15 protein-coding genes and 1 tRNA gene are annotated in these 26,704 nt (G+C 58.4%); 1 reads left to right on the top strand and 15 read right to left on the bottom strand.

Annotation, left to right across the window (positions count from 1 at the left end):
• Nucleotides 1–9: 9 nt before the first annotated feature.
• The 3 genes from RAD16_RS02475 to RAD16_RS02465 all read right to left on the bottom strand — a co-directional run bounded on the left by RAD16_RS02475 (nt 10) and on the right by RAD16_RS02465 (nt 5,412).
• Nucleotides 10–4,251: a caspase family protein gene (locus RAD16_RS02475; RefSeq protein WP_458156293.1), complete on the bottom strand. Its 4,242-nt coding sequence runs from the start codon at nt 4,249–4,251 to the stop codon at nt 10–12.
• A gap of 195 nt (nt 4,252–4,446) precedes the next feature.
• A complete protein-coding gene (locus tag RAD16_RS02470) occupies nt 4,447–5,049 on the bottom strand; it encodes a recombinase family protein (protein WP_458156292.1) in 603 nt (200 codons plus the stop codon).
• A gap of 51 nt (nt 5,050–5,100) precedes the next feature.
• Complete coding sequence (locus tag RAD16_RS02465; RefSeq protein WP_458156291.1) at nt 5,101–5,412, bottom strand: hypothetical protein; 312 nt, start codon at nt 5,410–5,412, stop codon at nt 5,101–5,103.
• Nucleotides 5,413–5,891: 479 nt separating this feature from the next.
• On the opposite strand from RAD16_RS02465, the gene RAD16_RS02460 reads away from it, so the two are divergent.
• A complete protein-coding gene (locus RAD16_RS02460) occupies nt 5,892–6,116 on the top strand; it encodes a hypothetical protein (RefSeq protein WP_458156290.1) in 225 nt (74 codons plus the stop codon).
• A 416-nt stretch (nt 6,117–6,532) separates the two neighbouring features.
• On the opposite strand, the gene RAD16_RS02455 is transcribed toward RAD16_RS02460, so the two are convergent.
• The 12 genes from RAD16_RS02455 to RAD16_RS02400 all read right to left on the bottom strand — a co-directional run bounded on the left by RAD16_RS02455 (nt 6,533) and on the right by RAD16_RS02400 (nt 26,531).
• Nucleotides 6,533–7,819 carry a hypothetical protein gene (locus tag RAD16_RS02455; protein ID WP_458156289.1) on the bottom strand — a complete coding sequence of 429 codons (1,287 nt, stop codon included), beginning with the start codon at nt 7,817–7,819 and terminating at the stop codon, nt 6,533–6,535.
• 188 nt (nt 7,820–8,007) lie between these two features.
• Nucleotides 8,008–10,104 carry a BREX system Lon protease-like protein BrxL gene (gene brxL / locus RAD16_RS02450; RefSeq protein WP_458156288.1) on the bottom strand — a complete coding sequence of 699 codons (2,097 nt, stop codon included), beginning with the start codon at nt 10,102–10,104 and terminating at the stop codon, nt 8,008–8,010.
• Complete coding sequence (locus RAD16_RS02445) at nt 10,094–12,622, bottom strand: PglZ domain-containing protein (protein ID WP_458156287.1); 2,529 nt, start codon at nt 12,620–12,622, stop codon at nt 10,094–10,096. The genes brxL and RAD16_RS02445 overlap by 11 nt, the downstream gene beginning before the upstream one ends.
• Nucleotides 12,619–14,079 (bottom strand): hypothetical protein, encoded by a 1,461-nt coding sequence (locus RAD16_RS02440; protein ID WP_458156286.1) that lies wholly within the window; start codon nt 14,077–14,079, stop codon nt 12,619–12,621. The genes RAD16_RS02445 and RAD16_RS02440 overlap by 4 nt, the downstream gene beginning before the upstream one ends.
• Nucleotides 14,080–14,507: 428 nt before the next feature.
• A complete protein-coding gene (locus RAD16_RS02435; protein ID WP_458156285.1) occupies nt 14,508–16,409 on the bottom strand; it encodes an Eco57I restriction-modification methylase domain-containing protein in 1,902 nt (633 codons plus the stop codon).
• Nucleotides 16,410–16,412: 3 nt separating this feature from the next.
• Nucleotides 16,413–20,036 (bottom strand): BREX system P-loop protein BrxC, encoded by a 3,624-nt coding sequence (brxC, locus tag RAD16_RS02430; RefSeq protein ID WP_458156284.1) that lies wholly within the window; start codon nt 20,034–20,036, stop codon nt 16,413–16,415.
• 25 nt (nt 20,037–20,061) lie between these two features.
• Nucleotides 20,062–20,637 carry a BREX protein BrxB domain-containing protein gene (locus RAD16_RS02425; RefSeq protein ID WP_458156283.1) on the bottom strand — a complete coding sequence of 192 codons (576 nt, stop codon included), beginning with the start codon at nt 20,635–20,637 and terminating at the stop codon, nt 20,062–20,064.
• Nucleotides 20,618–21,406 (bottom strand): BrxA family protein, encoded by a 789-nt coding sequence (locus RAD16_RS02420; RefSeq protein ID WP_458156282.1) that lies wholly within the window; start codon nt 21,404–21,406, stop codon nt 20,618–20,620. The genes RAD16_RS02425 and RAD16_RS02420 overlap by 20 nt, the downstream gene beginning before the upstream one ends.
• Nucleotides 21,403–21,915, bottom strand: a complete 513-nt coding sequence (locus RAD16_RS02415; RefSeq protein WP_458156281.1) for a BrxE family protein — start codon at nt 21,913–21,915, stop codon at nt 21,403–21,405. Before RAD16_RS02415 ends, RAD16_RS02420 begins: the two co-directional genes overlap by 4 nt.
• A gap of 240 nt (nt 21,916–22,155) precedes the next feature.
• Entirely contained in the window at nt 22,156–24,918 is a 2,763-nt protein-coding gene (locus RAD16_RS02410) for an ATP-binding domain-containing protein (RefSeq protein ID WP_458156280.1), read from the bottom strand.
• Nucleotides 24,919–25,037: 119 nt separating this feature from the next.
• The gene (locus RAD16_RS02405) at nt 25,038–26,273 is read right to left on the bottom strand and encodes a tyrosine-type recombinase/integrase (protein ID WP_458156279.1); all 1,236 of its coding nucleotides are present in this window, start codon (nt 26,271–26,273) and stop codon (nt 25,038–25,040) included.
• A 182-nt stretch (nt 26,274–26,455) separates the two neighbouring features.
• Nucleotides 26,456–26,531, bottom strand: a tRNA-Phe gene (locus RAD16_RS02400).
• Nucleotides 26,532–26,704: the final 173 nt, after the last annotated feature.

Genomic DNA, 26,704 nt, shown 5'->3' with positions numbered 1-26,704 from the left:
GCTCTCCGTTCAGGATTCCGCTTCACGCTGGAAATCAAAGCATAGAAGAGCTCTCTCCATGCCCACCGCGAGTCCCGCGTCACACCGATAAATGGCTCTTATAGGCCCCCCCAGACTCGCTACTACTTCGCCGATATGGGTCCGTGTATTCCAGTGTCGAATGGTCCCATCCTCGCTTGCCGACATCAAGATCGTGCGGCCCTGGACCACGCAGAAGCTTATTGAGGTGACGTCGCTAGTGTGTCCCTCGAGCGGCTTTCCGATTGCCGTTCCGGTGCGCGCATCCCACAGCCGAATGGTGTGATCACGACCTCCCGATGCGATAATCGCGCAGTCGTCGACCGCGCCAAGCGCCACAGCAGTGACCGCGCCCTCGTGTCCCTCAAGCGGCCGTCCTATCGCCGCTCCGGTGCGCGCATCCCACAACCGGACGGTTTTATCTCGACTTCCGGAGACGACTAGAACTCGGTCCTCGACCGCGCCAAGCGCCACCGAGGTAACCCCGCCAGTGTGCCTTATAAGCCGCTTTTGGATTGGCGAGCGGGGGGACGTTGAGCTCTCACGCTGCCGCTGATTTGCAAGCTCGGTGTTTACATCCCACAGGCAAACAGACTTGTCCGCGCTTCCAGACACCACGACCGCACGGCCATCGATCGAGCCAAGCGCCACCGCGGTAACCGCGCCAGAATGTCCGCAAAACGGCTCGCCGAGCGCCGACCCAGTGCGCACGTCCCAAAGCCTAACCAGATCTGAGCTTGCCGAAACCACGACCGCGCGGCCATCGACCACACCATGCGCCACGGCGATAACACGCCCCCTATTTTGAAACAGGCCGATCGGCTCGCCGGTGCACGCATCCCAAAGCCGGATGGTCTGATCCCAACTTCCCGAGATGACGATCGCACGGGCATCGACCACGGCAACCACTACTGACGTTATCTGGTCCTCATGTCCGGCAGGCACGTTCTTGAAAGATTCTTCCGACTGCAACTCCCAGAGCCGAATGGTTCTATCGCCCGCGGTCAAGAAGCGCGTGCCGCTAAGGGCCACCGCAGCAACCGAAGCAGTGTGTCCCTCAAGCGGCCGGCCTACGGACTGACCGTCGCGCCCGGACCACAGCCGAGCCGTCTTATCGTCACTTCCCGAAGCCACGTCGCCTCCTGCACCAAGCGCGACGGCGGTGACCGCACCCGTATGACCCTCCAGCGATGGACCAATTGGCATCGCGGTGCGCGCATCCAAGAGTCGAATAGTTCGATCCCCACTTCCACATACGACCACTGCGCGCTTCTCGATGATCCCAAACGCGACTGAAGTAACTCGCCCCATGAGATCTTTGGGTGACTGGCCGATCGTCACCCGGCCATGAGCATCCCAGATTCGGATCGTTTGATCGTCACTTCCCGAAATCAAGACGGCGCGACCGTCGACCTCACCAAACGCGAGTGCGGTGACGGAGTTCGCATGTCCCTCAAGTGGTTGCCCGATCGGCGTCCCGGTTCGCGCATCCCATAGCCGAATAGTCTCGTCGTAGCTTCCCGATGCGATCACCGGGCTACTTCCAACCGTGGCAAATGCTACGGTGAAGACCGAGCCTCTATGCCCCCTCAGCGGCTCGCCAATCGGCGTCCCGCTGCGTGCATCCCACAATCGAAGCGTCTCGTCCGAGCCCCCCGACACCACAATAGGGCGGCCGTCGACCAGCCCGAAAGCGACTGCCTTAATCCGGTCCGTGTGCCCCCTAAGCGGCTGCCCGAGCGGCGTCCCAGTGCGCCCATCCCAAAAGCGCAGCGTTCCGTCATCATTTCCCGACACAACGAGCTCGCGCTCCTCACCCATGTCGATCGCGATCGCGTTCACATTGCTCGAATGCCGGCCAATAACTCGATGCGGCGTGGAGGGCTGTGCCCCCCGCACCCACCGACATAACCAGCGCGTCGGAAGCGGTGGCACGAACGCGGATGCCAGAGCGGGTGCCTCCATCAGTGCAGTCATATGGATCAAGGGAAGACGATCAAGCGGTGATTGTCCAACCAATCGGTCCGCCACTCGATTGTAAATGCCGGCGAACCCTCGCGCTCGTTTCTCCTCGACCCGCGGCAAAATCGCCACCAGCCGCGTTGGATCGGCTACCGCGAGATAGCAAGGGTCCCGGACAAGCGCATCGAGGCGATCGGCCTGCACGGCATGGTCAGCAAGATGCCTCCAAATGTAGCGGTCGCAATCTAGCCAAGCCGCACCAGCGATGCCGTTGGTCAGCGCCGCGGTAATCCAGCTTTGTGCCTTCTGCATGTCAAGTCGGTCGCGGTAGTAATCGGCGAGCGCCTGATGGGCTAATCGGTAAACCGCCTGCCCATCTTCGCCAGCTTCGATAATGTGCCAGCCGGCGTTTCCTAGAATCCACGCTACGTGATCGTCTTCGTAGGATCGGCCGCGTCGTGACCAAAAGTCGGCGAACCGCGGCCATTTGCGTCCCGCCAGCATGTCGACTATTCCGCGATGCCTCGTAAGTGCTTCAGCAACTTGCGGCCACGTTCGCCGCGTCAGCCCCTTGCCTTCGCCCCACGCCAACGCTGCAAGCAAGTCATCGACCAATTGCTCGTTCGTCTCAAATCGCGTCCGTATATCATTCGCAAACGCCGCGAGCGCCGTCGTGGGCAGCTCACCGTCCAAGCGGTCCAGGTCCTGTAGCGTCCGTGACACAATTCGGGCATACAGAAATACGCCGTCCGCACGATCCGCCACCCGCTCAGCTGCCGCCTCGATTCCGGGGGTATCATCGCGATGCTTAGCCGATGCCGCAAGACGCAGCCTAACGTATTCGGCGATATCCTCGTGGGTCTCTTGCTCATCCTCAAGATCGTCAATAGGCACATCCGTTCCGAACACCGCGCGAAGTCGGCTATGACGCTCCTGCCCCTGCGGAACGATTGAGCCGTCAACAGTACGGCGACTACCAACCAGAACCCGTACCCGATCCTGATTAGCTAAGGGGACAATCAGGCGCTCAGCGATGACGTACCCGTGTCCGCTCGCTGCCTCATCCAACCCATCAATCATGATAGTTAGGCGACGAGGGATGGTTCCGACTGCCGCCACTACAGCGTCGATATCGATAGCGGCCTCGCCCGCGGTCGACAGCCCGAAATTCTTTGCTAGATCACGCGCGCAATTGTCGAGCGTCTTCCCCTTGGCATGAATTGCTACGTCAATAATGCGCTCCGGCGGAATGGTCCCATTGTCGATTAAAGGTATCACACCCGCCCGCAGCGCGGCATTGCGGTAGTCCGGATCAGACAGCGTTGCTAGCCGGCCCATCACCGCCGACTTTCCGCTTCCTGGCGCGCCGGTAACAATCCTGACGCCGTGCTGCGCGCTCTCGAGCCATGCTATTAACTCCCGTAACAATCGGCGCCGGCCAGCGAAGTACCATCCGCTCGCGCCTACCTCGATCCCGCGGGCAGCGAGATCGAAGTGAGCAGCACCACTCGACTGCACCAGACGCCATGTCCGCTCCTCGACAACCTCAGCTGCCTGACCGGGGCGATGCAACGGGTTTGGAAGCAACTCGATCGTCGATCCAATGGCCGAAGGAACGAAATCTTGAATGATTCCGCGCCTCTCGATTTCATCAGAAAGGGAGGCAACAAGTCGATCATAGTCGATGAAGCGATCCTCATCGGACCACCTACGGGCGATACGTCTATCCGTCAGCAAATCCTTCAACAAATTGCTGAAGAGTCCTCCCTGGGCAAATTGCAGCGCGTGAGCCGAGGCGAGCACCGCAATCCCTCGCCTGCTCCCGGCGCTGGGAGCTTGGGCGCTTAGTATCCTCGAAATTGTCTTCCCCATATCGGCGATGGCCTCGCCGGAGAAGCAGGCATCGAAAATGATAAGAACTCTTTTCGCGTTTGAGTTTGCCGCGCCTTTGGCAATTGACCTCGGATCGATGGCATTGTCGGTATTAAGATTATGTGTCGGCGACTCTTGGGTAATCAGATAGAAGCCGTCTGCTTCGCGTCCCCCATGGCTCGACCAATAGAGGAACAGCCGGTCTTCGTGACCGGCATCGCGCAACCAGGAGAGAATGTTTTTTTGCAATTCTTGCGATGTGCCGCCAGATCGGACGGTCGGGATTCCATGCTCGGTGAGCGCCTGTGCCAGCGCAGAAGCAGCAACTGCTACTTCCTCCCGCTGCGGATGTTGCTCATAGTCTTGGATGGCAACGATTATGGCGTTTCCGCGAGTCACGTGCGCCTGCCCTCATTCTTTGAGTGCCTCGACCGTCCTCACACGCGAGGCGGATCATACGGCGAGAATACAAGCTTTGCGCATCGTGGCAACGCGTGATCAGTCTTTCGCGTCTGCGGCATGGCGGCATCTTCACGGGTGACCAAATAGAATCGAAAGCGCGCTCATCCGCCGAGCGAGACAAAATCGTTTGCATCACGACCCGTCAGGCTTCTGGGCTGGAGCAATTACACGCTGCACGACAGACGTGCCTATTCCGAGGGTTCGTCCGATCTTGAGGATTCCCATGCCCTCAGTGCGAAGTTCACGGATGCGACTTTCAATTGACGACTTGATCGGAGGTCGACCAAGCTTTGTGCCTTGCTCTTTCGCCCGCGCAAGACCTGCGTTGACCCGTTCCCGGATCATGGCTCGTTCGAACTCAGCGAAAACACCGCACATTTGGAACATGGCGCGTCCGGACGGGGTGCTTGTGTCGAGGGCCTGCTGATGCAGATACAAATGGCAGCCCAGCGCTTGCAGCTCCGTCAAGAAGCCGACCAAGTCTTGGAGGCTGCGTCCAAGCCGGTCGACCGACCAAGCAGCAATCATGTTAATCTTACGCGTCGTGGCGTCTCTCAGCAACCGATCGAAGCTCGGACGGTGATCACGGCCCTTCGCGCCGCTGATGCCAGCGTCCTCATAGATCCCGATTACTTGCCAGCCGGAACGAGCCGCAACCGCCTCTAGCTCCCGGCGTTGGTTTTCTGTGGTCTGGCCATTGGTTGAAACTCTCAGATAGATACCGACGCGCTTCATTGCGGCCCCCGCTTCGTGGAAGGAGCATTATGGCGAGGACACATACCGTAATCAAGTGTTTTCCGTATCGCGCGCTCTTTGGTGATGGTGCTCTGAAAAACAACGATCTTTCGAGAGAAGGTAGCGCCGGGTTTTTGGTATAGCCCACCATGCTGCAGAAGCGCGCTGATCGGCCAAGCCGCAGGGCAAGACAATCGGGCGGCCTTGCAGGAAGGTTCGGCTGCCAAAGACGGGCCAGTCTTTCATGCGCTGTTGAATAGTCGCCTTCGGCTGAGCAGCAACAAGCAAGGAGATAACGGGGATGGAAAACGACCGCATGTGTGCAGTGCTCTCGAAGTTGACGATGGAGCCGATCATATCCATGCGGTGCTGTCGAGACTGGTCGATTACTTAAAAAGCCCGTCGCCGGGGGATATCAGGAACCCTCATCAGCTCCAGAAATTGCCCAAGGAAATTGTCGGGGCGGTTGATCAAGCTGCCTCGGTCTGGACCAAGTGGGAAGGGGCTCGCGAGGATGTCGCCAAGGCAGCGTCATCCTGTTGGATCCCCGAAGACGATCTGCAAAGGCATCTAGACCTTTTGCCAGGCCCGCCCCTCACCCTTCAGCCAGCGGTTGCGGGCTTTATGGGAGGAACCGTGCGCCCCCTATCCCAGCGACGAACTCAAAGAGGGCTGCCTAACCCTTTCCACTCATGAAAAGAACAGGGGACGGAGTTCATCGCGATTATCGGCGCTATTCGAGAGCACATCGAGGACGAGGAAGCCCGTCTGAGACAGGAGCGAGATGAGGCCAATCGCAGGCTTCGTGAAGACGAGCAGCTGAAGGTAGGCGGCGATTTTTGATGGGCGCCGATGTTGGCTGGACTAGCATGGATACCTCCGGCAGGCTCTACTGCCGCCGCAATGGTCGCACGTTTCGTATAGAGATCGGCAAGGACAAGCGGCGGACGCTGTTTCGCATCAACGAGATTCTCGACACAGGTGAGCTGCTCGGCTCTTATCAGAGGGGTGGCGACGCTAACAACGCCCTGAAGAAGATTGCTTACTCTACTGAATTGCCGCGCTGAAGCGGTATGGAGCGCGGCCTAGCCGACTTCGCGGGTCTTCGCTGTGCTGCCGATTTTCCTGCTAAATGAACCATTCGGCTCGCAACAGAAGCATCACGGCCTAGCGCAACCAATCGATGGATTCTCCGTAACTGCCGAAGCTAGATCGCTGATTTTTGGTCCCTCGGTGCCACCGACGACAGAATTGGCCTTGACGGTGTGCAATGGTTGATCGAGTGCCGCCGTGGCGACACGTACCACTGGGTGGGCCGCCGGTGCCCACGGTGAGCAGTTCATGCTCTTGGCAACTCGTTCTCCGCTTGAGCCGGACCGGCTCTCGCGGTCATCCGGTTGTGCTGAAGCCCTGGAAGAGACCAAGCGCTCGGAGAACGCAGTCCTAGGCTAACCGCAACTGCGGACTGCAAGGGCGGGTGGCTTCAGAGCGAGTTTGTGAATTCTTTGTACGGGACGGTATCAATCTTCAGCTCATCGGCCACGCCCTTGACCTTTCGATGATCCGACTTTGAGCGACCACGCCCGTAGGTTTGACTGTTGTCCTCAATCGCCTTGAGAAGTTCGGTCATGGTCGCAACCGTGAAAAGCGGCAAGGCCGTCTCAACAAAACGGGCAAAGCGCAAGTCGGCGGCATCGTAACTACCGCTTTCTCCATAGATTTTTACAGCCATCCGCAACGCGCTTTCGACCGCGCCGTGCGATACCGCGTCCGTCAGTAATTGCGACCAAACGCCATCGTCCATCTTAGCCAATTCGTTTGAGGGCTCGGCGTGCAGCGCATCGAGATGCGCGGTCATATTAGGCGCCTTGAACCAAGCCTTGGCACGATTGTTGATGTCGGCGGCCAACCGCCCCTCAACTAGAATCTGGGCGGCGAGATCTAGCGAACCGTACAGTTTAGCATGATTAATTAGAAAGTCTATCAGTGCGTCGAGCGGCTCGGAATCGGGGCCAACATTGCTGAAGGTCGTTCGCTCGTTGTCGAGCATATCCCGAATTGCAACAGCATTACGATTGCAGAGAATTGCGAGCGTATCTGCGTTGATCTTACGGTTTGCCTGTGCGTCGGGATTGTTCAGCCTAAAGCAAAATTTCCAAAGCACACGAAATAGCTCGAGCTCGATCGCTCTCGGCATATTTGGAAGATATCGCGCCTCAAGATAAGCCTTCAACTTTTCGCGCGAAATGAGAACAGCTTTATTTGCAGCAATATCCTCCACCAGTGTGTCGATGATGCGCTTCGAAAACAGAGCCGGCTTGAGAAGCAGCGCCTCTAACGCTAGGCGAATCTGTGCACGAGCGATCTCCTTCGTCGGACGAAACAAGAGGTCGCCCGTCGCCAGCACCGGGTGTGCCGAAAGGTGCCGCAGCTTCTGAAGATTTTGGAGTTGGATGTGATCCGACGCCTCAATCATCTTGGTGCGCTTGGCGACCTCATCCAGTAAATAAATCTCCCAATCCGGGCTATTCGGGCTAGCGGTGCGTTTGGTTTCTACATCCGTCAGTAGCTTGCCGGCAGATGTATCGCCATAAAGATCTCGAAGCGTTTGTAGCTTGTAGACGAGGTCGCAGACGACCACCGTCCAGAGCATTACGAGGCTGCTCCGGTAGCACTCGTTCGAGAATGAGCGGGCCACTTCTTCGAAATACGCGCGCGTCCGCGAGTCGACAATCCGATCAGCGGCAAGATCAATAGAGAATCCCGACATTATACCCCCATGTTCATGTAAGCTGATTGGACGGTCCGTTGAGTTGCTCCGCATCTCCGGGAACGAACATCCGCCGCTCAGCCGGCTTCAAGCCGCCTCTCAGCGCTTCGAAACATTCATTTTCGTTTTAGTGCTGCTATCAACGATGCCCACGACTTTGGCAACAAACGCGCGCGCGGGTGGATTTATCACGCACTGAAAACATCCACTTTCGTTTCCAGACATCGGCGCAGGCTCAGGTCCGTCGCTCCCACTGTGAACCAGCCATCAGGCTTTTGATAGAAATCCAGGCCCCGGCCGATCTTGATGATCCACCCATTGTCGAGACGCACTTCACGGTCATGCAAGTTGGCGTTTAGCTTCACATCCAAAGCCACGTCGTGTTCGAGCAAGCTCTGTTTCAGTTCGTCGAGCTTATCCCGGACGTCGGCCATGTCCGTTTGCTGGTCGTAGGACGTGATCAAGGTGATGGATTGAATGGACGACGCCTTGAGCACCGTCTCGCAGAATCGGACGAAATTTGTGATCTGATGGGGCGCGCGGATGTAGGGATCCTCAACGATGATCGACTTGGCGTCCCCCAGATAGGGGCCAAAGATCGTATCGTAAGAATGGCCGGTGTCGCCATAACCGATCGTGTAGTGCCGTTCGACCGGCCTGATTGGTTCCGGCGATGAAATCACCGTGGGGATTTCATCAGACGGGGGTGCCTCGATAGGCTTTTCTATGGGGGATGCTTGGTCCGGTGCCGATGGGAGTTCACCGGACTGCGGGCTCATTCTGAGGCGACGACGCGCGGGCTCCAATGTCGCCGGGGCGTTCGCGCTCTCCGGGCAATGCACGACAATCTCCCGTCCGTCCTTGTCGATGTAGGACAGGCCGATCTTCGCGAACTCGTCGTCGGGCTTCCTTTTGTTCATTTGCTCCTTGACGCGGCGCCGGCACTCGACGGCATAGGCCACGTACTCGTCGAATTCAGCATCATCGGGCGAATCCGCCGGATGCAAGATTTTCAAAAACGCGCAAAGGGTCTTCTTGATACCCTTTTCGTCACGCCCCTCTACGGCCGGGCCGAGCTTCAGCCGTTTGCCAACCTCTTCGTACCGATTGCTGTGCTTGAGCTGATAGTGAAACGCCTCCGCAAGGAAATCGGTGATGAGGCCGAACCGATCTGTGAGGAAGGTGCTGCTATTCTTCGGCATTTCCCAGCCGGGAAGGTAACAGGCGAAACGGTCCATAACCGCAAGGTCGAACTGGTCGGGAAGTGGCTGGAACAGGTCGTATTCGGTGGAGTTGACGATCTGCTCGACCGACATGTCGATATTGCCGACAAAGGCCATGCTCGCATCGGCAATGACCTCGACACCGCGCGAAAAGCGGCCGTTGGCCATGAAGTCCTTCATGATCTGGATCGTGTCGGGATCCTTAACCTTGATGCCGCCGACCTCGTCGAATGCGACCGTGTCCCAGAACCCGACTAGGCCGACCTTGCGCCGAGCGTTGTTGTAGAACAGCACCGACTTGGTTGCCTGGCCGCCGCTGATCAGCGTCGAATAGGGTGAAAACTCGCTGAAGAAATAGGACTTGCCGGTGCCACGGGGGCCAAGCTCAATGAAATTGAAATTGGGTTCGACCAGTGGAGCCAACCTGGCGATGAAATGCAGCTTGACCCGCTTGCTCAGCTTGGTCGGCTCCAATCCGACGGAACGAAGCACTACGTCGATCCATTCATCGCGGCTAAACGCCTTCTTGGCCTCGCCATAGGAAGCGAAGTCAAAGCGGCTGAGCTGGATCGGCCTCAAATCCTCGACATAGAAGGCGTAGGCGTCGGCATCGACATCGTTGTGAGCAATGACGACCTCGGCCCAGATGCCGCCTTCGAGCAGACGGTCATTGTCGCGATAGAACTTCTCGCCAATGGCGATGCGCTGCGATGCGAAGTTTTCAAGCGACGCCCAATGCCGCTTTTCCTTCTCCACGTAGCGCACATGCACCTTGTCGATGAACTTGTGCTTGCCCTTGATCGCCACGCGCGATTGCGCGGCGTTGGCCTCGTCGGGACGGACGTAATTTTCCTGCAAGGTCGTGAGCACCGCCTCCAGGCCCGCCTGGATTTCCGCCGGCTCATTACTGGCGCAATAGCGCGCGAGCAGGAATTCCAGCACGAAGGTCGGCACGTTCGTACCCTTCTTGATCCGGTGCAGCAGGTCCTTGCGGACGACCTTTCCGTCAAAGGCCTGGTTCAACTTGGCGTCGAGAGCGTCCTCGACATATTCAGACGGCATAATCAGTCTCCAACTCGATCGCGGCATATTGGGACAGGGTCACGGGATTTAGCGCCTTCAGCGTGAACTTGCCTTCGAATTCCAACGCCATCTTGATGGTGACCTGAACTCTCTCACCGGGTTTAAGGGTCACGGTCCCCGTCGCGCCGTCCACGTAGCCGCCGCGCTTCGCCTCGCCAATGATCTCGCCCTTCTTACCATAGGCTTCGAGTAAAATTTCGAAGGTCTCGCCCAGCGAAAACATGTTTTCACCCTCCACGGAGAGATCGACGACCGGCAGGCGCGTGGTGACCCGCTTCGCGCCGTTCTTATAGGCGAGGGTAACTTTCGCCGCCGCCATTTGCGGCTGCCTCGCTTGCTTGAGCTTGATCGTGATGACGGGAACGACTGCCTCTTGCAACGATGCGCCACCATGGAAATAAAGCAGCCCGCGGCGATAGGGTGCCATGCTGCGCGGCCCCCCCAGTTTTCCGAAATCGCCACGCAGGCCAGCCTTTTCGGCCGATAGCACGAAATTGCCATTGTCGCCTTCGCCCTCGCCGAGCAAGGCGCGGTCGTGGACGACCAGCCAGTTGCCTGCGGGCTTGGCGCAAACGTCCCCCGCTTCGGCATGGGCATTCAAAACGAAGCCATGGTCGGTGGCGATGACCACGTCGGAAAAACCCTCACTCTTCAATTTGTTGACCGCAATGCGTATGGATCTCAAGGATTGATGGATAAGATTGAGCGTGGTCAGCGTTCCTGACGGGGTGTTTTCCAAATGCCCGTCAATATCGACGCTGCGGAGCACCAACAATTCGACCGTCGGTGCCACTTTGCTTTTCGACCTAACGAAAGTGTCGAGTTGGGCTTCGGCGAACCTGTCGCCATAGCGGACGCGCATCACGTCCATCCGGTTAGTCACAGAAGCCAGCTTGGCCCCGCCCAAAGCCACGGCAAAGCCGTCGCCTTCCTTCATCAGCCTCAGGCCGGCGGCGGCGCCCGGCAGCAGCGAGGCCATACCGACAGGCGTGACGGTCGGCAGGAGCGCACAGGCGGCGCGGATTTCAGCTTGTTCGTTGTCAGCAAGCTGCCGGTGCAGGGTCACGCCGAGCTCATAGCGAAGCGCGTCCACCATGATATAGGCGACCTTGCGCCCGCTTTCCTTCAGCCCGGGTTCGACCAGCTTGTCGAACAGATCGCCGTTGGACAATCGGCCCTGAATAGGCCAGCCGGTAGCCTCCAGATGTTTGGCGAACAGCGTCTGAACTTTTTCGGCCAGCTTAGCATAGCGCCTGCGGGCATATTCGACGGCGCCAGTCAGCGTGTTGTCATCAGGGATGTAATCACCTACCGCCTGCTCGAACTCGCGTTGCAGACGATCGACGTCTTGAAGCGCGGTCGTATAATGGCCAACCAAAGCCTCCAGGCTGCGGGCATTTTCGGCAAGTTGACGTTCGGCGTCGTCGCAAGCCTCGGCAAGCCGGAGGCCAGCGTCGATGAGCCCCCAGTGCGTCTGGTTTTCGCCCTTGCCAATCCAGACCGAAGCGCCGTGTCGGCCGACGATCCGCTTGGCGCGGTCTATCTCTTCGGCGCAAAGAGCCTTCGCCGCTTCGGCGAGAAAAGTCCGCTCCTCGAACGGGAATGTGTCACGCTTGCCGAGATCATTGAGGCCAGAACAGACCTTAGGCAGGTCGAGTTCGCTTTCGACGCTTTCGGCGCGCACGATATATTCGCTTCGGCTCGCGATGTTGCCACGCAGGGTGTCGCACAGATCCTCGATTAAAATTCTGGCCTCAGCGGGCGCCTTGGGCACGTTGGATAAGGCTGGCGGCAAGCCGGAAGGCAGGTCGAAGGCGAATTCGCTGAACAGCAGGTAGCGCCACAGCTCGTCGGCGATGGGCGACAGCGTTTTGCCCTTGGTCATCAGTCTAAGGCCCAAAGCCTTGGCCAGCAGCGCCTTGGCCTCGGGCTGCCAGCCTTCGCTGGCTTTCAAGGCATCGGTCTGCTTTTCAGTCGGGGCCAGCAAGGCGAGGAGGATTTCGCGGGCGGATTCCGCCTGGAGGCAGGTACGCAAGGTCGGCCAGGAAAGACCGCCGCCAACGTTGTCGATCAAGGCGAACGGCGGCGACGGGTTTTCGGCGAACAGCCGGCGGATTTCCGTGGCGTTGTCGGGCTTGGCCTTCAGGCAAAGGCTCTCATAGCCATCGCCATCGCCGTCGGGGAAAACTGCGCCACAGGCGGAATAGACGGCGTAGGGGTGCTTTTGCTTCTCTTCATCGGTCACCGGGCGTTTGGCAGGAATATAGATCAGAAGTTTTTTCGGCTGTCCGGGCTTCCCAAGACCGGCGAGAGCCAACATAGCGCTTTCGCGAGCCAAAATGCTGCTATCGCTGGCGTCCACCCATGCCGTATCGCCGTCGGCCAGCGATTGGCAAAGGTCGTGGTAGCGGCGATCGGGATCGTAGACCGCCAAGACCGCGGCCTTCTGTAGCCGTGGTTGAAGAACCTCATTGAGAATAAAAGCGGCAACGCTCATGCGTCCGTTCCTTTTTTGCCGCGCACCTTGGCGGGCTTTGACGCCGGTTCGACATAGAGCGTTTCGAGGTCATGGGCGATGGCCAGCGACTTGTCAGTCTTGCATTTCTCGCGCACACGGTCTGGCCAATAGGCCATGGCCAGATGCGCCCAGTCATAGTCGCCCTTTTCCAGCTTGGCCCAGGTGTCCTTCAAGATCTTCTGCCAGGGCCTGTAGCGAAAGAGCGGCCAAAGCGGGGCGGCGGTAATCTGCACACCATCGTCGTGGTTCGGCCGATAGGTCGGGGCGATATGCAGAAGCGTGTCGCGCAGCTCGATCAGTTCCAGCTCGAGTGTCTGAAGCGCCTCAAACACCTTCTCATCATCGCGCGAGCGGGCTGCGCCCTTGTCGCGCAGCGTGGCGGTTTCGCGGCTGACTTGCTCCAGCTTCGGCTCGACCAAGTCGTTGACGGCGGTGTACAGCGTCTGGCTGATCAGGCTCGGGTAGTGGAGCCAGAGCGTGTAGCTGCCCGAAGCGGTCGAGATCGGCCAATAGATTGGGGCCTTGCGGCGGCTCTTGCTGTATTGCTTCAAGTGCAGGGGGAAGAAATCCCGTTGCAACCAGCGTCGCACGCCATTGGGCACATCCGTATGGACGCAGGCGAGGACTTCTTCGATTAGCCGAGGTAGGTCATGAAGATGGCCCTGATCGTCCACAAGGATACCGTCGTGGTTATGGAATGGCACAACCCCGCGCGGTAGCATGCCCGGGCTCTGGGCCGGAAGCGGATCGAACGGGTCTGGCTTGGCCGGGGCCTCACGCTCGCCCGTCGCGAGACGCCAGTCAAAGCGACCGAACGCGACGCCGACCGCCCAAGCGGTCAGGAGTTCGACCTGATCTAGCGCTTCTGGAATGACGTCAGCGTCATCGTCTTCATTTTGCTCCTGGTCAGTTTCTTGATGATCCGCTCCATTAATCGTTTCGATCTCATGGCCATCTAGCGAATAAGCAGTCAGCGCGATTTGATCGATCTCGTCGAGAAGCGCCTCCAATGTTCTGCGTTCTGCGACGCTTTCAATGCGGCGCAGAAGTATCTCTGGCAATTTGAAGTAACGAGAACACTCGTCTAGCGATTCACGAGACCGAGCCAGATCAAATCCTTCATTGCTCAGCAACCTCAGGCGATCCACCACGTCTGATCGAAGATTGGGAATTGGGACTGAAGATACGTAACCAGTTTCATATTTGAGGGTTTGCCCGCCAGATGTACCCCTCGCCATCAGAAGACCGAGAAGGGAAGAAAAAACCTTGGAATTTAAGATCCCGGCATCAACCTGAAGTTCCTCCAAAGACTTGCCTACAATAATCGGGCTATCGGTGCTGAAAATGCAGCCCTTGGGCAAGAACTGAAACCACCCTCGCAGATGTGGCCGCCTTGAGTAGGTGATCCCCGCTCTGAAGTAGAGCGGATAGTTCATCATTATTCTCGACCAATGTGAGTTATTGTAGAGCGTCCCAGCCCATGTTTTCATCTCTTCGCCGTCATTCCCCCAATTCATTACAAGCGTTAGCTCACAATAGAACGGAACACGGTTTGAGCCCTTTGATAGTGGCTTCCAGCGGTCTGACTGCTGGGAAACCTCCCACCAGCTACGAACAAACCTAAAGTTATCTGCCGTCGCCAATCCTTGATGGGCTGATCTTCCTGAGTCGCTCCATTTGGGCTCTTGATCGAAAATCTGAGCGATCCGGGGCGAAACCGAATAAGCTATTGGACTTCCGGGGACACCACGGAACTCTGAGACATCTCGGTATATCACCCCGACTTGATCAGGATGGTTGATCGCAAGCTTTAGGCCTTGGGACTTGTCCGAATTTGCGCGGAGATCGATAAAAGCTGTTTTCGTCACTTTTTGATCTCCAGGCAGTATGCAACAGTTTCGACCATGGCATCATCCAGGACACCAAATCCAAGATCAGCAACTACTGTCATGAGAGTTTTTTCTAATAGAATGTTCTCACGCCAATTCTTGAAACGCGTCAGGAAGAAGCCGGTGCGCGGCGTGATTGCGCCGAGAGCGCCGTTCGGCCTTAGTAGACCAATAGCCCGCTCAACAAATGCGGCGTAGATATCGTTCTTTGAGTTCATATATGCCTTTTCAAAATCGAGTTTTGAGAGCGGAGCGCTCTCGCCGAATGGTGGATTCATCACGACTACGTCAAACTTGGCTTGACAAACGTCGATCATCCGCAATCCCTGCAGGGCATCCTCGGCAAACAAGCGACCCTGATAGGTTGCTCGCGAAGTGCGTGCGTAGTCCATTAAAGCCTCGCGAAGTCTCGTCTCTGCCTTCCTCCACTGCGACATATCCTCGGCACGGAATAAATCGCCATGTTCGCCGAAGACCTTTCGGATCAGCGCCGGCAGCTTCTTTTCGACCTGCAGTAGCACGCCGAGCTCTGGTAGGCCCTTGAGCATGAATAGCGTCTGCTCGAACAGCTCGGCATCCAATGGTTCGAGCTCTTCCATGAACAGTTTGCGCAGGTGCAGTTCGGCCGGGGGCGCCACCGCCGCCACTACATGGCCCAGGCCCACCTGCGGCCGGTCCTTGGACTTCACGGTCGCCTCGTGCCAGGCCCGCTGTGCCCGCAGCCACAGCGCCAGCGACGCGATCTGTGCTGCCCGCGGGTCGATATCGACACCGTAGATGTTGTGCTCGAAAATCAGCCGCGGCACGTCGCGCAGAAAGACATCCTTGTCGGCATAAGTTTCGGAGAGCGGCCTCAGATAACGGCTGCCGCCGGTTTCGCAGTCTAACGCGCAGGAGCCATGGGCTTGCTCCCACTCCCAGGCCTCGCGGTAGATCTCCTGGAATAGGTCGAAGGCATAGAGCCCGAAATGCATCGAGCCGCAGGCGGGATCAAGTAGCTTGATCGTGCGCGGGTCGCGCAGCCGCTTGGCAGCCGCAGGCTGCTCGTCCGGCTTCAGAAGGAGATACTGGCAACGGCTGCGCAGTGACGTCTGCCCGCCCGTCCAGTTGAACCAGAGTCGTCCCAGCGTGTTATCGACCAGGAACTCCACCACGTAGCGCGGGGTGAAGAATTGGTTGCGCACGGCGAGCTCGCGACTGTTCCGTGGCGCCTGGGACGCATCGCGCATGGCTTTGCGTTCGTCCTTGCTGTTGAAATATTGATAGATCCAACCGATGGTTTCGTCTTCGGTCCACAGCGGCGCGATCTCCGCGACGTTGATTAGATCGAGCAGCGGCAGAAGCGCGGGTTCGCGGGGAAAAAGCCGACCATTCGGAAAGTGGCGATCGAACAAGATCGGCAAGTCCGCGCCATATATATCGCACATGCTGAGCAGGAAGACGCGATAGGCGTCGCCGGTCTCGCCGTGCGCCGTCCCAGCCACGCGCTGATAGAGCTGGAAGGCCTTGGATTGGTAGGCCTTGCCGACGCAGTCCATTACCAGCCCCCGCGCCTCCATCATACGCAAGGCCGCCAGACGGTTCAGCGTTGTGAACGCCTGTTCGCGCACCATTCGGTCGAGCGTCGCTTTGCGCGCCTCTGCTCCGCTACTCATGGCTGCGGGCAGGTAGTGTTCAAATATTTCGCGAAGCACGCGCGCCGTAGCTAGACGCTGATCGTCGAGATGGGCCAGGCTATCCAAAGACGACACCGTCCCGGAATTGGGATCGAGGCCAAAATCCTGCTGGAACTGCTTGGTAAACTCGTCGGTCAGGACGGCACGTGCTTTCGTCACGAAGGTCTGAAGCCGCCCCCGCGTTGCGTCGTCGAAGGCCACGGCTCAATTCTCCTGCACAACAAAATCAAGGTCGATGTCCAACAATTCGCGCCGCAGATCCGACAAGGTGCGTATGAGCGCATCGAGTTCGGCAGGCGTACCGATACGCGCGGGAATCGTGATCGTTTTTTTCCGTTTTTCCTGCACACCTTGTACGGGCGTGCTCGAAGTTTTTGGATAGAGAACCTGCTGGCGGCGAGCCTTGCCCTCTTGGACAACTTTGACTTTGGTTTCGGCGATGGTGCCTTCGATGTCGAATTGCCGCGCGACCAGTTTTTGGACACCGGCAATGTCGGGCATAACCTCGACCGACAAAGCCTGGATCTTGCCGAGAGTCCCCGCCTGTTCTTCGGCCGTGAACTCAGACCACTCCGGGATCAATGCCAGCTCCGATTCGGCAGCCAAAAGACGTTCGGCTTGCGCCGCGTGCATCGCGGTGACGGCCTCGGCGACCCGTGCTTCTATCGTCGTCCTTCGCGTATTGAGGTCCGCCTTGCGCTTGAAGAAGTCGTCGTGAGCCAAGATATCGGCCACCGCGACTAAATCTTCGCCCGCAGCTTCGCGCAATTCCTTTGGCGCACCTGTGTTGGGCAATCCATCGACGCCGCGCTGAAGGCTGCGCAAAGCCTTAATGGTGTCAGCAATGCCATGGTCAAAAGCCAGCTTGGCGGCAATGGCCCATTTCAGCGCGTCATAAAGCGGCGATTGCTCCGCGCCAAAACGCTGCGGCGCGTCAGACGCGTCGGACAGCAGCATATCGGCGATTTGCTGGTTAGCCGAGCGAACGGTTTCGACGCCAGGGAGTCCCAAGGTCTGCAGCCTTTCCGCTAGAGGCGCGAGTTGATGCTGCAACGAGGGTAAAAGCTTTTGCGCGGCTTTGCCGATATCCTCTTCCAGCGGCACGACCTGGTCGCCAGAGAGATCGGTCAAACGTTCCGCCGCGCGGCTCAAGACCTCCATCGAAGGCCGATCATCGCGCATTGCGACGCCAGTCGATTTGAAGCTATTGTTGTTTTTCAGGGCGTCGATGGCCTGTTGGCCTGCGACGGTGACCTCGCGACCGGAGACTTTCAGCTTCACTTCGCCGGCGACGAGCAAGGCGGCGACCATGTAGCGGATCGTGTCTTGCGACCAGCCGAAAGGCGCCCCGGAAAACACGTCCAGCAGCTTCTTGCCCTCGACGGTGCCGTTCCGCTCGATGAAATCTTTGATGCTGACAAGACCTTTATGGTCGGTCTTGATGCTCGGCGATCCTCCACTGACTTGTACGAGCCCAAGCGGGTCGAGTGCGGAGGAGATCGCGCGCAGGTTCGGTGCCCGCAGAAATTTCTCAGCGAGATCAGTTGCTGCGCGCTCGGCCGCCTCGGGATAGCGGTCAAACACCCGCTCGGCTGCTTCTGCGAGATGTTTCTTGCTAGCGGTCGCAAGCGATTGATCGAGGCTGTCCACCGCCGACACCTTGCCCCGGAATACGAAGGAGCCCTGAGTGAGGCTGCGCGCAATTTTCTTGATGAGCTCAGAGTTAAGACGCGAGGCGCGATCCATCTGGCTTTGGCAATATTCCTTCACCTCCTGATCGGGGTCATTCCTGTGCAATTCGACGATCCGCTCGCAGCGGCAGATTTCCGCGACCAAATCATCGGCTTCGGCGGAGCGGCGGGCGAGCAGATAGATGCTATTTTCCGACGATCTGTGGATGGATTCATTGTTGAGTCGGGTTTTTTCCGTCTCGTAATCCGTCGGATCGGCGAACGTCAGAATTGATTGGACGGTTTCTCGCTCACCTGCGAGCGAGACCTGTTGGCCGGCGTTCAGGTGCTTCAGCCCTGTCGTCACAGTCAACGAACCATGCAGCCGAACGCTGGGCAGCGGATCGAAGACGGCCTTCAAGCCTTCGTTAAAAACTCGCCGGATGTCCGGCGTGCGGGGGGCGAGCCCGGCGCGCTCCTGCTCCACATCATTTAGCTTTTCGCTGAAAAAGCGCAGCCAGCCGTCTTTCTCGCCCAGAGGAACGATTGGATCCTTGAGCAATCGCTCGATAGCTTCCTTGACGTTGTCGGCGATGGAAGCCGATGCGATCCCTGGCTGCATGAGAGCCGCGACATTTTCGACGGTGACCGGCAAATTTCCTAGGATCTGAAGGACTGCCACAGTTTTGGCAACGCCTTGGCACAGCTCATCGTCGTTGAACCGGTACAGAACCGCCTTCTCGACGGCATGGAAGATCGATGGAAAGGCGCGGCGGATGTCTTTGTCTAGAGCGTCGTAGAGCGTCACAGTGGTCGCGAGCCACCCGACTTCGCGATCCGCGACTGGCTTCAGAGAACCGGCGCCTTCCACGAGGATATCCTGAATCACCTTAATCGCCGATCGAAGACCGATACCGCCGGTCGATTTGGCAAGGGCGCCAAGCAAATGAAGTAGAATGTCGAAATGGGCTGGGAGGAAGGGGTAGAGGTTGGTGAACGTCTCGCGATCGAAGCCGGCGTCATAAAATTTGGCATCCGAAAGCTTGGTGTTCTGGCGCAAGGCTTGTCCATAACGGTCAAACAGCGCACCGAGCTCCTTGGCTCCGACTGCGGATTTGCCCAAGAGGCGGCGAAAGCAGATTTCCTTGATGTCGCTGGACTCAAGTGCGACAGTGATCGGAAAGCGATCCTTCAGCTTGTAAAGCTCTGGCGAGTTGATCGCCGCCCTTGGATCATCTTCAGTCAATGTCTGCTGTGCGGTGCCGACAATCCAGACCTTGCCATTCCCGAGGTCTTTCAGATTCTGCGCCAAACCCTGGAGGTCAAGAATCTTGGTCTGCTGGCTGCCGACATATTGGCCGATTTCATCGACGATGAAGATGATGTGCTCTTTGCCTGAGGTTTCGCGCACCAGGTCGATCATTTCCTGCACACGGTCGTTCATCAGGTAAACGATGTCGTTGCTGGCAGTCGAAAAGGCCAGATCGGTCAAGAACAGGTTTGGATAGAGTTTGTGGGCAAGCCTTGGAACCACGCTATCAACAACAAGATCGTCATTCCGATAATCGGCCCATTTTTCGCCTGTCTCGTTCTGAAACGCCTGCTCGAACTCAGTGTAGCGGCCTTCCTTGCGAAGCCGCCGCTCCAGCGCCGCGACTTTGACGTTCCGGGAGTAGCCCGCGTACTGCAGGACTTTGTGATAAAGGACCGTCGAAACCTCAGCGAGTGAGGCACCAGCGATCTGCTCGCTGGCCAAGTCGAGCATGACAACGGCAGCCGGAAAGCTGGCAGCCAGTTTCGAGAGCAAGGCCTTGGTGGTTGGTCGGTGGAGCCTGTCCTGCAGATGACGAAGGAATGGCTTGCCGTCAATGGTGACTCGTTGGTCGAAGGCGAGACCCAGGTATTTGGTGAAGGAGCTCTTGCCCGAGCCATAGAAGCCTGAAACCCAAACGCCGACTTCGTGGCTGGAGCCGGCCTCCATTGCGGCCTGCATCTTCTCCAGCAGCTGCTCCAGCTGCTGTTCGATACTTTCTGTCGCGATATATTCAGAAATTTCGGCCTTTAGCCTCTGCTCTTGCGAAGCCTGATAGGTGATGACCTTCTCGATTGTCCGCTGGATATCTTTGCCGGCGTCGAAGAGATTGCGAATTTGGGTCATGATGCCTTCTGACATTTTTAAGTAACTAGCCGCCGACGTGCACGGAGCGGTAATTGCCGTCTTCGGGATAGAAGCCAAGGAACCTTAGCCGCGTTTTTCCTGTTCGGGTGCCTGGATAAAAGAAGACCGTAGGGACGTGAAATTTACCTTGGAGCTGCGCTTCGATTGCGCCGATGCGCATGTACGGATGTAGCGCCTCAAGGTCGGTCACCAGCATGATCGTTGAGGGTCTGCCTTCCAAAGCGGAAAGCCGCTCATCCAGGCGGGATTGAAGCCGTCCTTGGGCGGTCAGCGCATTTGCCAGCGCGGCATTTGTTCGTTCCCACGCGAGCGGCGCTTTCCGGTCGGCCTCCAGCCAAACTTTGCGGAGCGGCGCCTTCTGAAGGATGTCTGCGATTTGGTCAGCAATCGAAAATGTCTCGACCTGCCAGCCGGCGTTCGTCAATTTCGACTTCCACGCGGGCAGGAGACGTTTCGCCTCAAGCAATTCGGCTGGCGGAAAGACCAGGTAGAAAATTGGCTCAAAGCTTGCGTGTGCGAACTCGCGCCCGGTTTCGATCCGACGGATCAGCTCGTCGAAATCAGCCTTTAGCGATGCCATCGGCAAGCTCCTCCATCGACTTTAGCTTCCAGGACACCTGTATGAGACCTCCGGCCGACTGTACGATCAGCTCCCCGCGCAGGGAAAGCTGCTTCAGCTCGCCAAGAACGTCGTCTGCCTCAAGCCCAAAGAGCCCCCAGTCAGGGCTTTGCAAAAGCGCGTTGTCGCCCAGCCCGCGAAAATGCAGATCGTGAGCGAGGATCGACGCCACCTTCGGCGTGATGCGGAAGGTTAAGATCGGCCTGGCGCCGGATTTCATGACCCCAAGGAGGCCAAAATCCACGCATGCGCCAAGCAGGTAGCTTGCGACGCGGGTGACAGTCGTCTCCGACCAGGGGCTGGTCGTCCGTCCATCGGATACAGCCGAGGAGACGAACTGCAAGGAGTCATTCTTCGACACCGAGATTCCGCCGTTTGCATAGCGCGGCCAGTAAACCTGTCGCACAAATTCGGCAAGGATCGGGTTCGCACGGCAGGTGAACAAGAAACAGAGCGACCGGAAGTCGTCCCGGGAAAGGGCTGTTGAGATCGCCTTTAGGAGCTTGGCTGGCGCGCCGCCATCGGTGAGGTATCGGGAGCGAAACGCTTCCGTCACAACGTTCTGCAAACGCCTCGCAGTGACTCCTGGGAAATCACCAGAAGTGAGCGCGGCCTTGAACAGGTCCTGCCCACCCATTCCAGGCTCCCAGGCAGCCAGCAGTTTCAAGGTCTCAGGCACGAGCCCAAGGCCAGCCTGGAGCTGCGTCGTAAACTTTGGCGTGTCCGTCATCGGTCGCTTGGAAAGTACGGAAAGCATTGGACACCGGCGCCGAACGCGGCGGAATACAAGGACGCTGCCTCAGAGATCCATCCGGCAGTTTCGATTGGCTCAGGCAAAGCCATGAGTGCGGGGCCGGACTTCGCGGCAACTGTTTTGGTAACGAAGCTCTGTAGCGTCGCCTTCGCGGATTCTGGTGATGAGATCGTCTTAGCCAGATCGGAGCTCCCCGACTGGACTGATTCGAATAGACGCTGCTCCATGCTCTCGGGAAGGCGGAATAGGTGGAAGACGAGGCCGACGCCGATCCGTTCATCATGGACTCGTCTGGCGGCTTCAAGGACACCGTGGTAACGAGCTTGGAAAGTACTGCCCCCGAAAACGGGAGCAAGAAATGAAGTGCTCATAGTGGATAGGAATGCCGACGTCCACCATGCTGCACCCTCTCGCTCACCGAGCATCCCCACAGCAAGCCTCAGCACGGCGATCCGCATAATGGTTACTTCGTTGCTACCGCTCATGCGCTCGGCTCTACCAGAATTGATGACCACCCCTCTACAACACCCAAAGGTGTATCATCGTACTTGGTAAGATTTGAGTTCATTTTCATGATCGCAAAACTAGCCCCCGCGGTCCCGCCTAGCTGCGCGTCGGTTGTACGCACGAGGCGCGCACAGCTGGGATATAACTTCCATTAGAATAGCCTGAACCAATTCCGAAGCCTCCAATGGCATGCCGACCTACCCAACCTTGGTCTAGGGTCAGGGCCAATGTTCCTGGAAAAGTCCCTCGAGGCCGCTGATCGGTTCTGGCAGCGTCGGGCCATGAACTGTCAAGCCAAGGAATGTAGCCGCCCTCGTGGTGCCAACGTATAGGTATTTGTCGAAAAGATCTGGCAACCGGTCGGCAAGCTCATCCACCCCGACGAAGAACACAGCTTCGAACTCGAGTCCCTTGATGTGCTGAACGTCGAACACCCGGACGTCGTTGTCCTGTCCAACACTCTGGCCTCGCGCGCAAGCAACAGCTCTTAGACTGCGATCTGCAAGCGTCGCGTCCAATTCTTTGGCGAGCGGCTCGACCTCTTCTTCGCTGTTCACCAGAACGGCGATGGACGGCATCGATCCGGTAAATCGCTCTATTTCTCCGATCCGCGCAGCGAGCCATTCAACCAATTGGGGCCGCGCTGATACCCCCTTCAACAACACCGGTTTCACGCCATCGTTGATGACGCCTGCGGGAAGGGCAGTCCTCTCCGCAAGAGTATTGGAAATCAGCGCTATTCTGTGGGCGAGATCGTTCAGTTGCTGCGTGTGGCGGTAACTGATGTTGATGGGCTGAATAGTGAGGCTGGGGAATATCCATTTTAGTTCTTCGGCCGACCTCGTCCCCCAAGCCGTAACGCGTTGGTTAAAATCGCCACAGGCGAAGAACGAATCCGCGGCGGGGTCGCACATTCCGCCCATGCAGGCCAGCTGGATTGGAGAGAAGTCTGTCGCCTCGTCGACCACAATCTGCGTGCGAAAAACATCTTGCACGGTTTTTAGGATGCTATACCTGCTATCATCGATGTTGCTGGAAATGCGGACGTTCCTTAGCAATTGCCGCGATGCGCGCAACATCGCGAGCATGACCATGTCGACTTCGAGTGGCGAGATGTCTAACGCTGGAAATCCTTCCGTCTTGTACCAACGGCCTTCGGCCTGCCGGTCCTTCCGGAAACGGCGATAACGGCGTGGCATGCCCGATACGAAACGTCCAAGCGGGGACATAAGGCGCCTTGCGGAAGTCTGAACCTGGAGGTTCAGCCCGACGGCTTTTAGCTCTTCAGGTGATAAAATTCGCCCGCCGAGGAACTCCACGAGCCTTCCATGCCGCGTGGTCTTGCCGAGCGTCCTATTTGCGATAGCGGCCCGCGCTTGGGCTCGAACCGCCCGAATGCAGGCATCTATCGCGGCTGTTCTGTCGGCAGGTCTACGGTGATCCTCATCCTCGTCTGCATCGATATCGTCGATGTCTTCCCCGCCATCGTCCAGCGTGGCCACGAATTGCATCAGCCGTGTGATCTTGTCCGGCGTCTGCTTAAATACTTGACCGAGGCCGTTACGAATTTTGTCGTCAGTAAGGGAACGCGAGCTATTTACGAGGGCCTGTAGCCCTTCGTTGGCGCTGTCGATCGTCAAGAATTTGTCGGCAGGAGGCGAGTCACTTGCTACAATAGCCGCGACTCTTGTGCCGACGCGCGCGATTTCCCGATCTGCGTTCGTCGCGAGTCTGTCAGCATGAAGTCCCAATTCCTTCCAGAACTCATCTGCCTGCCAGCCCTCGAAGTCCTCGAACCAAGTGATCTGGCGGGCAAGAGTCGTGGGCTGGAGACACTCCAGTGCCGGACGAAGCTTGAACAGACCATTGTTGGTATCTGTCCGCAGCACGCCGAGCCTATTGCGTGCCACATCGCGACTATAGTCTGACCACGTCTTGATCCGCTCATCGGAGGCGGCAATCTCCTCCCGGGCGAAAGCTTCCTTGACGTACTGTTTCAGGAGCTCCGTCGGGGTAAACATCATCCAGCTTTGGCTATGCCTGTCCGCTCCGGCGGCGGTGCGCGCTATGATCCTTATTTCCTCTTCTTCCAGGGACTGGCTGTCCAGCTTGTCCAGCTTCTGGCCAAGGCGTTTGATGAGCGTCGTGGTCTTTCCCGTGCCCGGCGGTCCGAGAACAGCCAATCGAGAGTTCAGCGGCAGTCGGAAAATCCTGTCCTGGATTTCGTCTAGGAGCGGCTGATCTCTCAGCCCCATCTTCGTGCGAACGTCCCGGCGAATACCCTCCAGAACGTTTTCCGCCGCGCGGCCGTCAGCTAACAGGCTTTCGAGATAATCCACCCCGTCCGGGGCGGTTTCGCCAAGCAGTTGCCGCAGCGACACGATTGTGAGAGGCTTGGCCCTGACTGCTTCCAGAACAGTGTTGACTGAGTCCCATTCATCGCTTTTGAACGACGGGCGGAGCGTCGCGCGCCCACGCAGTTGGTAGTTACGGATTCCCCCCGGGGTACGCACGTCGTCATCGTTGCCCACCCGCAAGGCAGCAAGCCGGCCGATGGGCGACCGGTAGCTGGCCATCGCCCCCGCGCCAGACTGCAGAGTGCCGGCGCGCGCAATGAAATAGACCTGATCCTTCCCGTCTTCGTCTCGGAGAACAATACGTGCAATCGCAGGTTCGATTGCGAGCTGGGTTAGCTCCCGAAGGAGGTCGCTGTTGATCCCGGCAAGGTTCTGCAGCGCGCGATCGGCCGTTAAAGTATTGACGGCTGCAAGCACGCCCGCATCACCGACCGGGCGTCCGCTTTCACAGGCCAGCCTCTCCCGCGCTGCATCGGAGACAGCCTCGAAGAACGCCAGCGTGTGATTGGCCAGTTCGACAAGATGCTTATCCTGCCGCACTGCTGCGCCGTTCGCAGACCCACGTTCCTGCTCCACGCTAGACATCAGCCCCCCTTTTTGTTCCGTTTCTGACACCTGTTGCATAAACGGTCACTTAGACTTTCGAAATATGAGCCACGCTGGATCTATTGCCCAGTCGAACCCAACTTGTGTATGGCATGCTGCTAGTGCGCGCCCCCGCGCTGTCAGCTTACGTCGGAAGCCTATTTCAAGCTTTGGGCCCGCGCAAACGGCCGGACGCCTTGATCTACCGACGATCCATGCCGCAGCTGATCAAGGTAGTCAGCCCAGACCTGCATCATCTCGACCCGCTCGCTCCAGAACTCCGCGGCATGCATGTAGGCGCGGCGGACGTCATTCTCTTCCATGTGCGCGAGCTGCCGCTCGATCGCATCCGGATTCCATCGCCCCATCTCATTGAGCAGGGTCGAGGCCGTCGCCCTAAAACCCGACACGCTGACCTCCTCCTTCGAGTAGCCCAGCCGGCGCAGCGCTGCGTTGAGCGTGTTGTTGCTCATGCAGCGGCGAACCGAGTCCACCGCCGGAAACACGTACTCGCCCTGCCCGGTCAGGCCGTGCAGCTCACGCAGAACCACGATCGCCTGGCGCGCCAGCGGCACACGGTGCGGCCGCTTCATCTTCATGGTCGCCGCCGGCACGACCCAGATCGCTTTGTCGAAATCGATCTCCTTCCACCGCGCCAGCCGCAACTCGCCGGGCCGCACGAACAGGACCGACGAAAGCTGCAGCGCCAACCGCGTGGTCGGTTGCCCGCTATAGCCTTCAATCGCCCGCAGCAGCGCGCCGAGTTCTTTCGGTTCAGTGATCGCGGCGCGGTGGTTGACCTTCGGAGTCGTCAGCGCACCGCGCAGGTCGACTGAAATGTCGCGCGTCGCTCGCCCCGTGGCGATCGCGTACCGGAACACCATGCCGGCGACCGCGCGCAGCCGCCGCGCGCTTTCGTATCGCCCACGTTGTTCGAATGTCCGTAAGGCGTGCAGCAGTTCGGGCGCGGTAACCTCGCCTACCTGACGATCGCCGAAAGCCGCATAAGCCGGTTCGAGCAGCCAGCGGTTCTTCTTCAGCGTCGCTTCCGAGCGCTCCTCCCGCCGCTGCTTCTCCAGAAACTCCTCCGCGACCTCGCGAAATGAGTTGCCGCCGGCGGCCTTGGCGATCTTTTCCAGTCGGCGCTCGAGGCTCGGATCCTTGCCCGTGGCCAGCAGCTTGCGGGAGGCTTCGCGACGCTCACGAGCCTCGGCAAGCGTTACGTGCGGATAGGCGCCGAGCGCGATCTGCTTCTGCTTGCCCTCGAAGCGATAGGCGAAGCGCCACAGCTTGCTGCCGTTTTTGCAGACCAGCAGATAGAGCCCGTCGAAATCGGTGAGCTTGCAGTCACGCTCGGTCGGCTTGGCGCTGCGGACTTTGGTGTCGTTCAGCATGGCGGTCCTCGTGCTGGCATGACCGAACAAAAGCGGATTCGGTGCCAGCAAACCTACCAGCCGTGCCAGCGGTTGCCAACGAACGGAACCGGACGCACCCGCGCCGCGGTGGATTTAAGTCTTTGAAATGTTTTCCGGAAAAGTCGTCAACGGACGTCTGTGAACAGACGCGAACACCGGTGTGGTGCCCAGGGGCGGAATCGAACCACCGACACTGCGATTTTCAGTCGCATGCTCTACCAACTGAGCTACCTGGGCGTGCTCCAAGAGAGGGGCCAAAGCCCATCGAGCGGGCGGTTTATAGTGGGCTCGGAGCGGCCTGTCCACCCACGCTTCGCCTAAGGTTTGGCGGGACGCGGTCCGGCTGTGCACAAGCCGGGGCGAGCTTGCCGCGGCTGCGGAGCGGCGCGGCGGGCGCCAGATCAAGGCAT

This window comes from Bradyrhizobium sp. 18BD (genome assembly GCF_054185225.1).
This window is presented reverse-complemented; position numbering and strand designations above follow the sequence as displayed.

Excerpts from the sequence above, each read along its gene's own strand:
- RAD16_RS02470 (WP_458156292.1), bottom strand. The coding sequence starts at position 5,049 with ATGAAGCGCGTCGGTATCTATCTGAGAGTTTCAACCAATGGCCAGACC.
- RAD16_RS02445 (WP_458156287.1), bottom strand. The coding sequence starts at position 12,622 with ATGAGCGTTGCCGCTTTTATTCTCAATGAGGTTCTTCAACCACGGCTA.
- RAD16_RS02440 (WP_458156286.1), bottom strand. The coding sequence starts at position 14,079 with ATGAACTATCCGCTCTACTTCAGAGCGGGGATCACCTACTCAAGGCGG.
- RAD16_RS02425 (WP_458156283.1), bottom strand. The coding sequence starts at position 20,637 with ATGGCATCGCTAAAGGCTGATTTCGACGAGCTGATCCGTCGGATCGAA.
- RAD16_RS02410 (WP_458156280.1), bottom strand. The coding sequence starts at position 24,918 with ATGCAACAGGTGTCAGAAACGGAACAAAAAGGGGGGCTGATGTCTAGC.
- RAD16_RS02455 (WP_458156289.1), bottom strand. The coding sequence starts at position 7,819 with ATGTCGGGATTCTCTATTGATCTTGCCGCTGATCGGATTGTCGACTCG.
- RAD16_RS02415 (WP_458156281.1), bottom strand. The coding sequence starts at position 21,915 with ATGAGCGGTAGCAACGAAGTAACCATTATGCGGATCGCCGTGCTGAGG.
- RAD16_RS02465 (WP_458156291.1), bottom strand. The coding sequence starts at position 5,412 with ATGGATATGATCGGCTCCATCGTCAACTTCGAGAGCACTGCACACATG.
- RAD16_RS02420 (WP_458156282.1), bottom strand. The coding sequence starts at position 21,406 with ATGACGGACACGCCAAAGTTTACGACGCAGCTCCAGGCTGGCCTTGGG.
- RAD16_RS02460 (WP_458156290.1), top strand. The coding sequence starts at position 5,892 with ATGGGCGCCGATGTTGGCTGGACTAGCATGGATACCTCCGGCAGGCTC.
- brxL (WP_458156288.1), bottom strand. The coding sequence starts at position 10,104 with ATGCCGTCTGAATATGTCGAGGACGCTCTCGACGCCAAGTTGAACCAG.
- brxC (WP_458156284.1), bottom strand. The coding sequence starts at position 20,036 with ATGACCCAAATTCGCAATCTCTTCGACGCCGGCAAAGATATCCAGCGG.
- RAD16_RS02405 (WP_458156279.1), bottom strand. The coding sequence starts at position 26,273 with ATGCTGAACGACACCAAAGTCCGCAGCGCCAAGCCGACCGAGCGTGAC.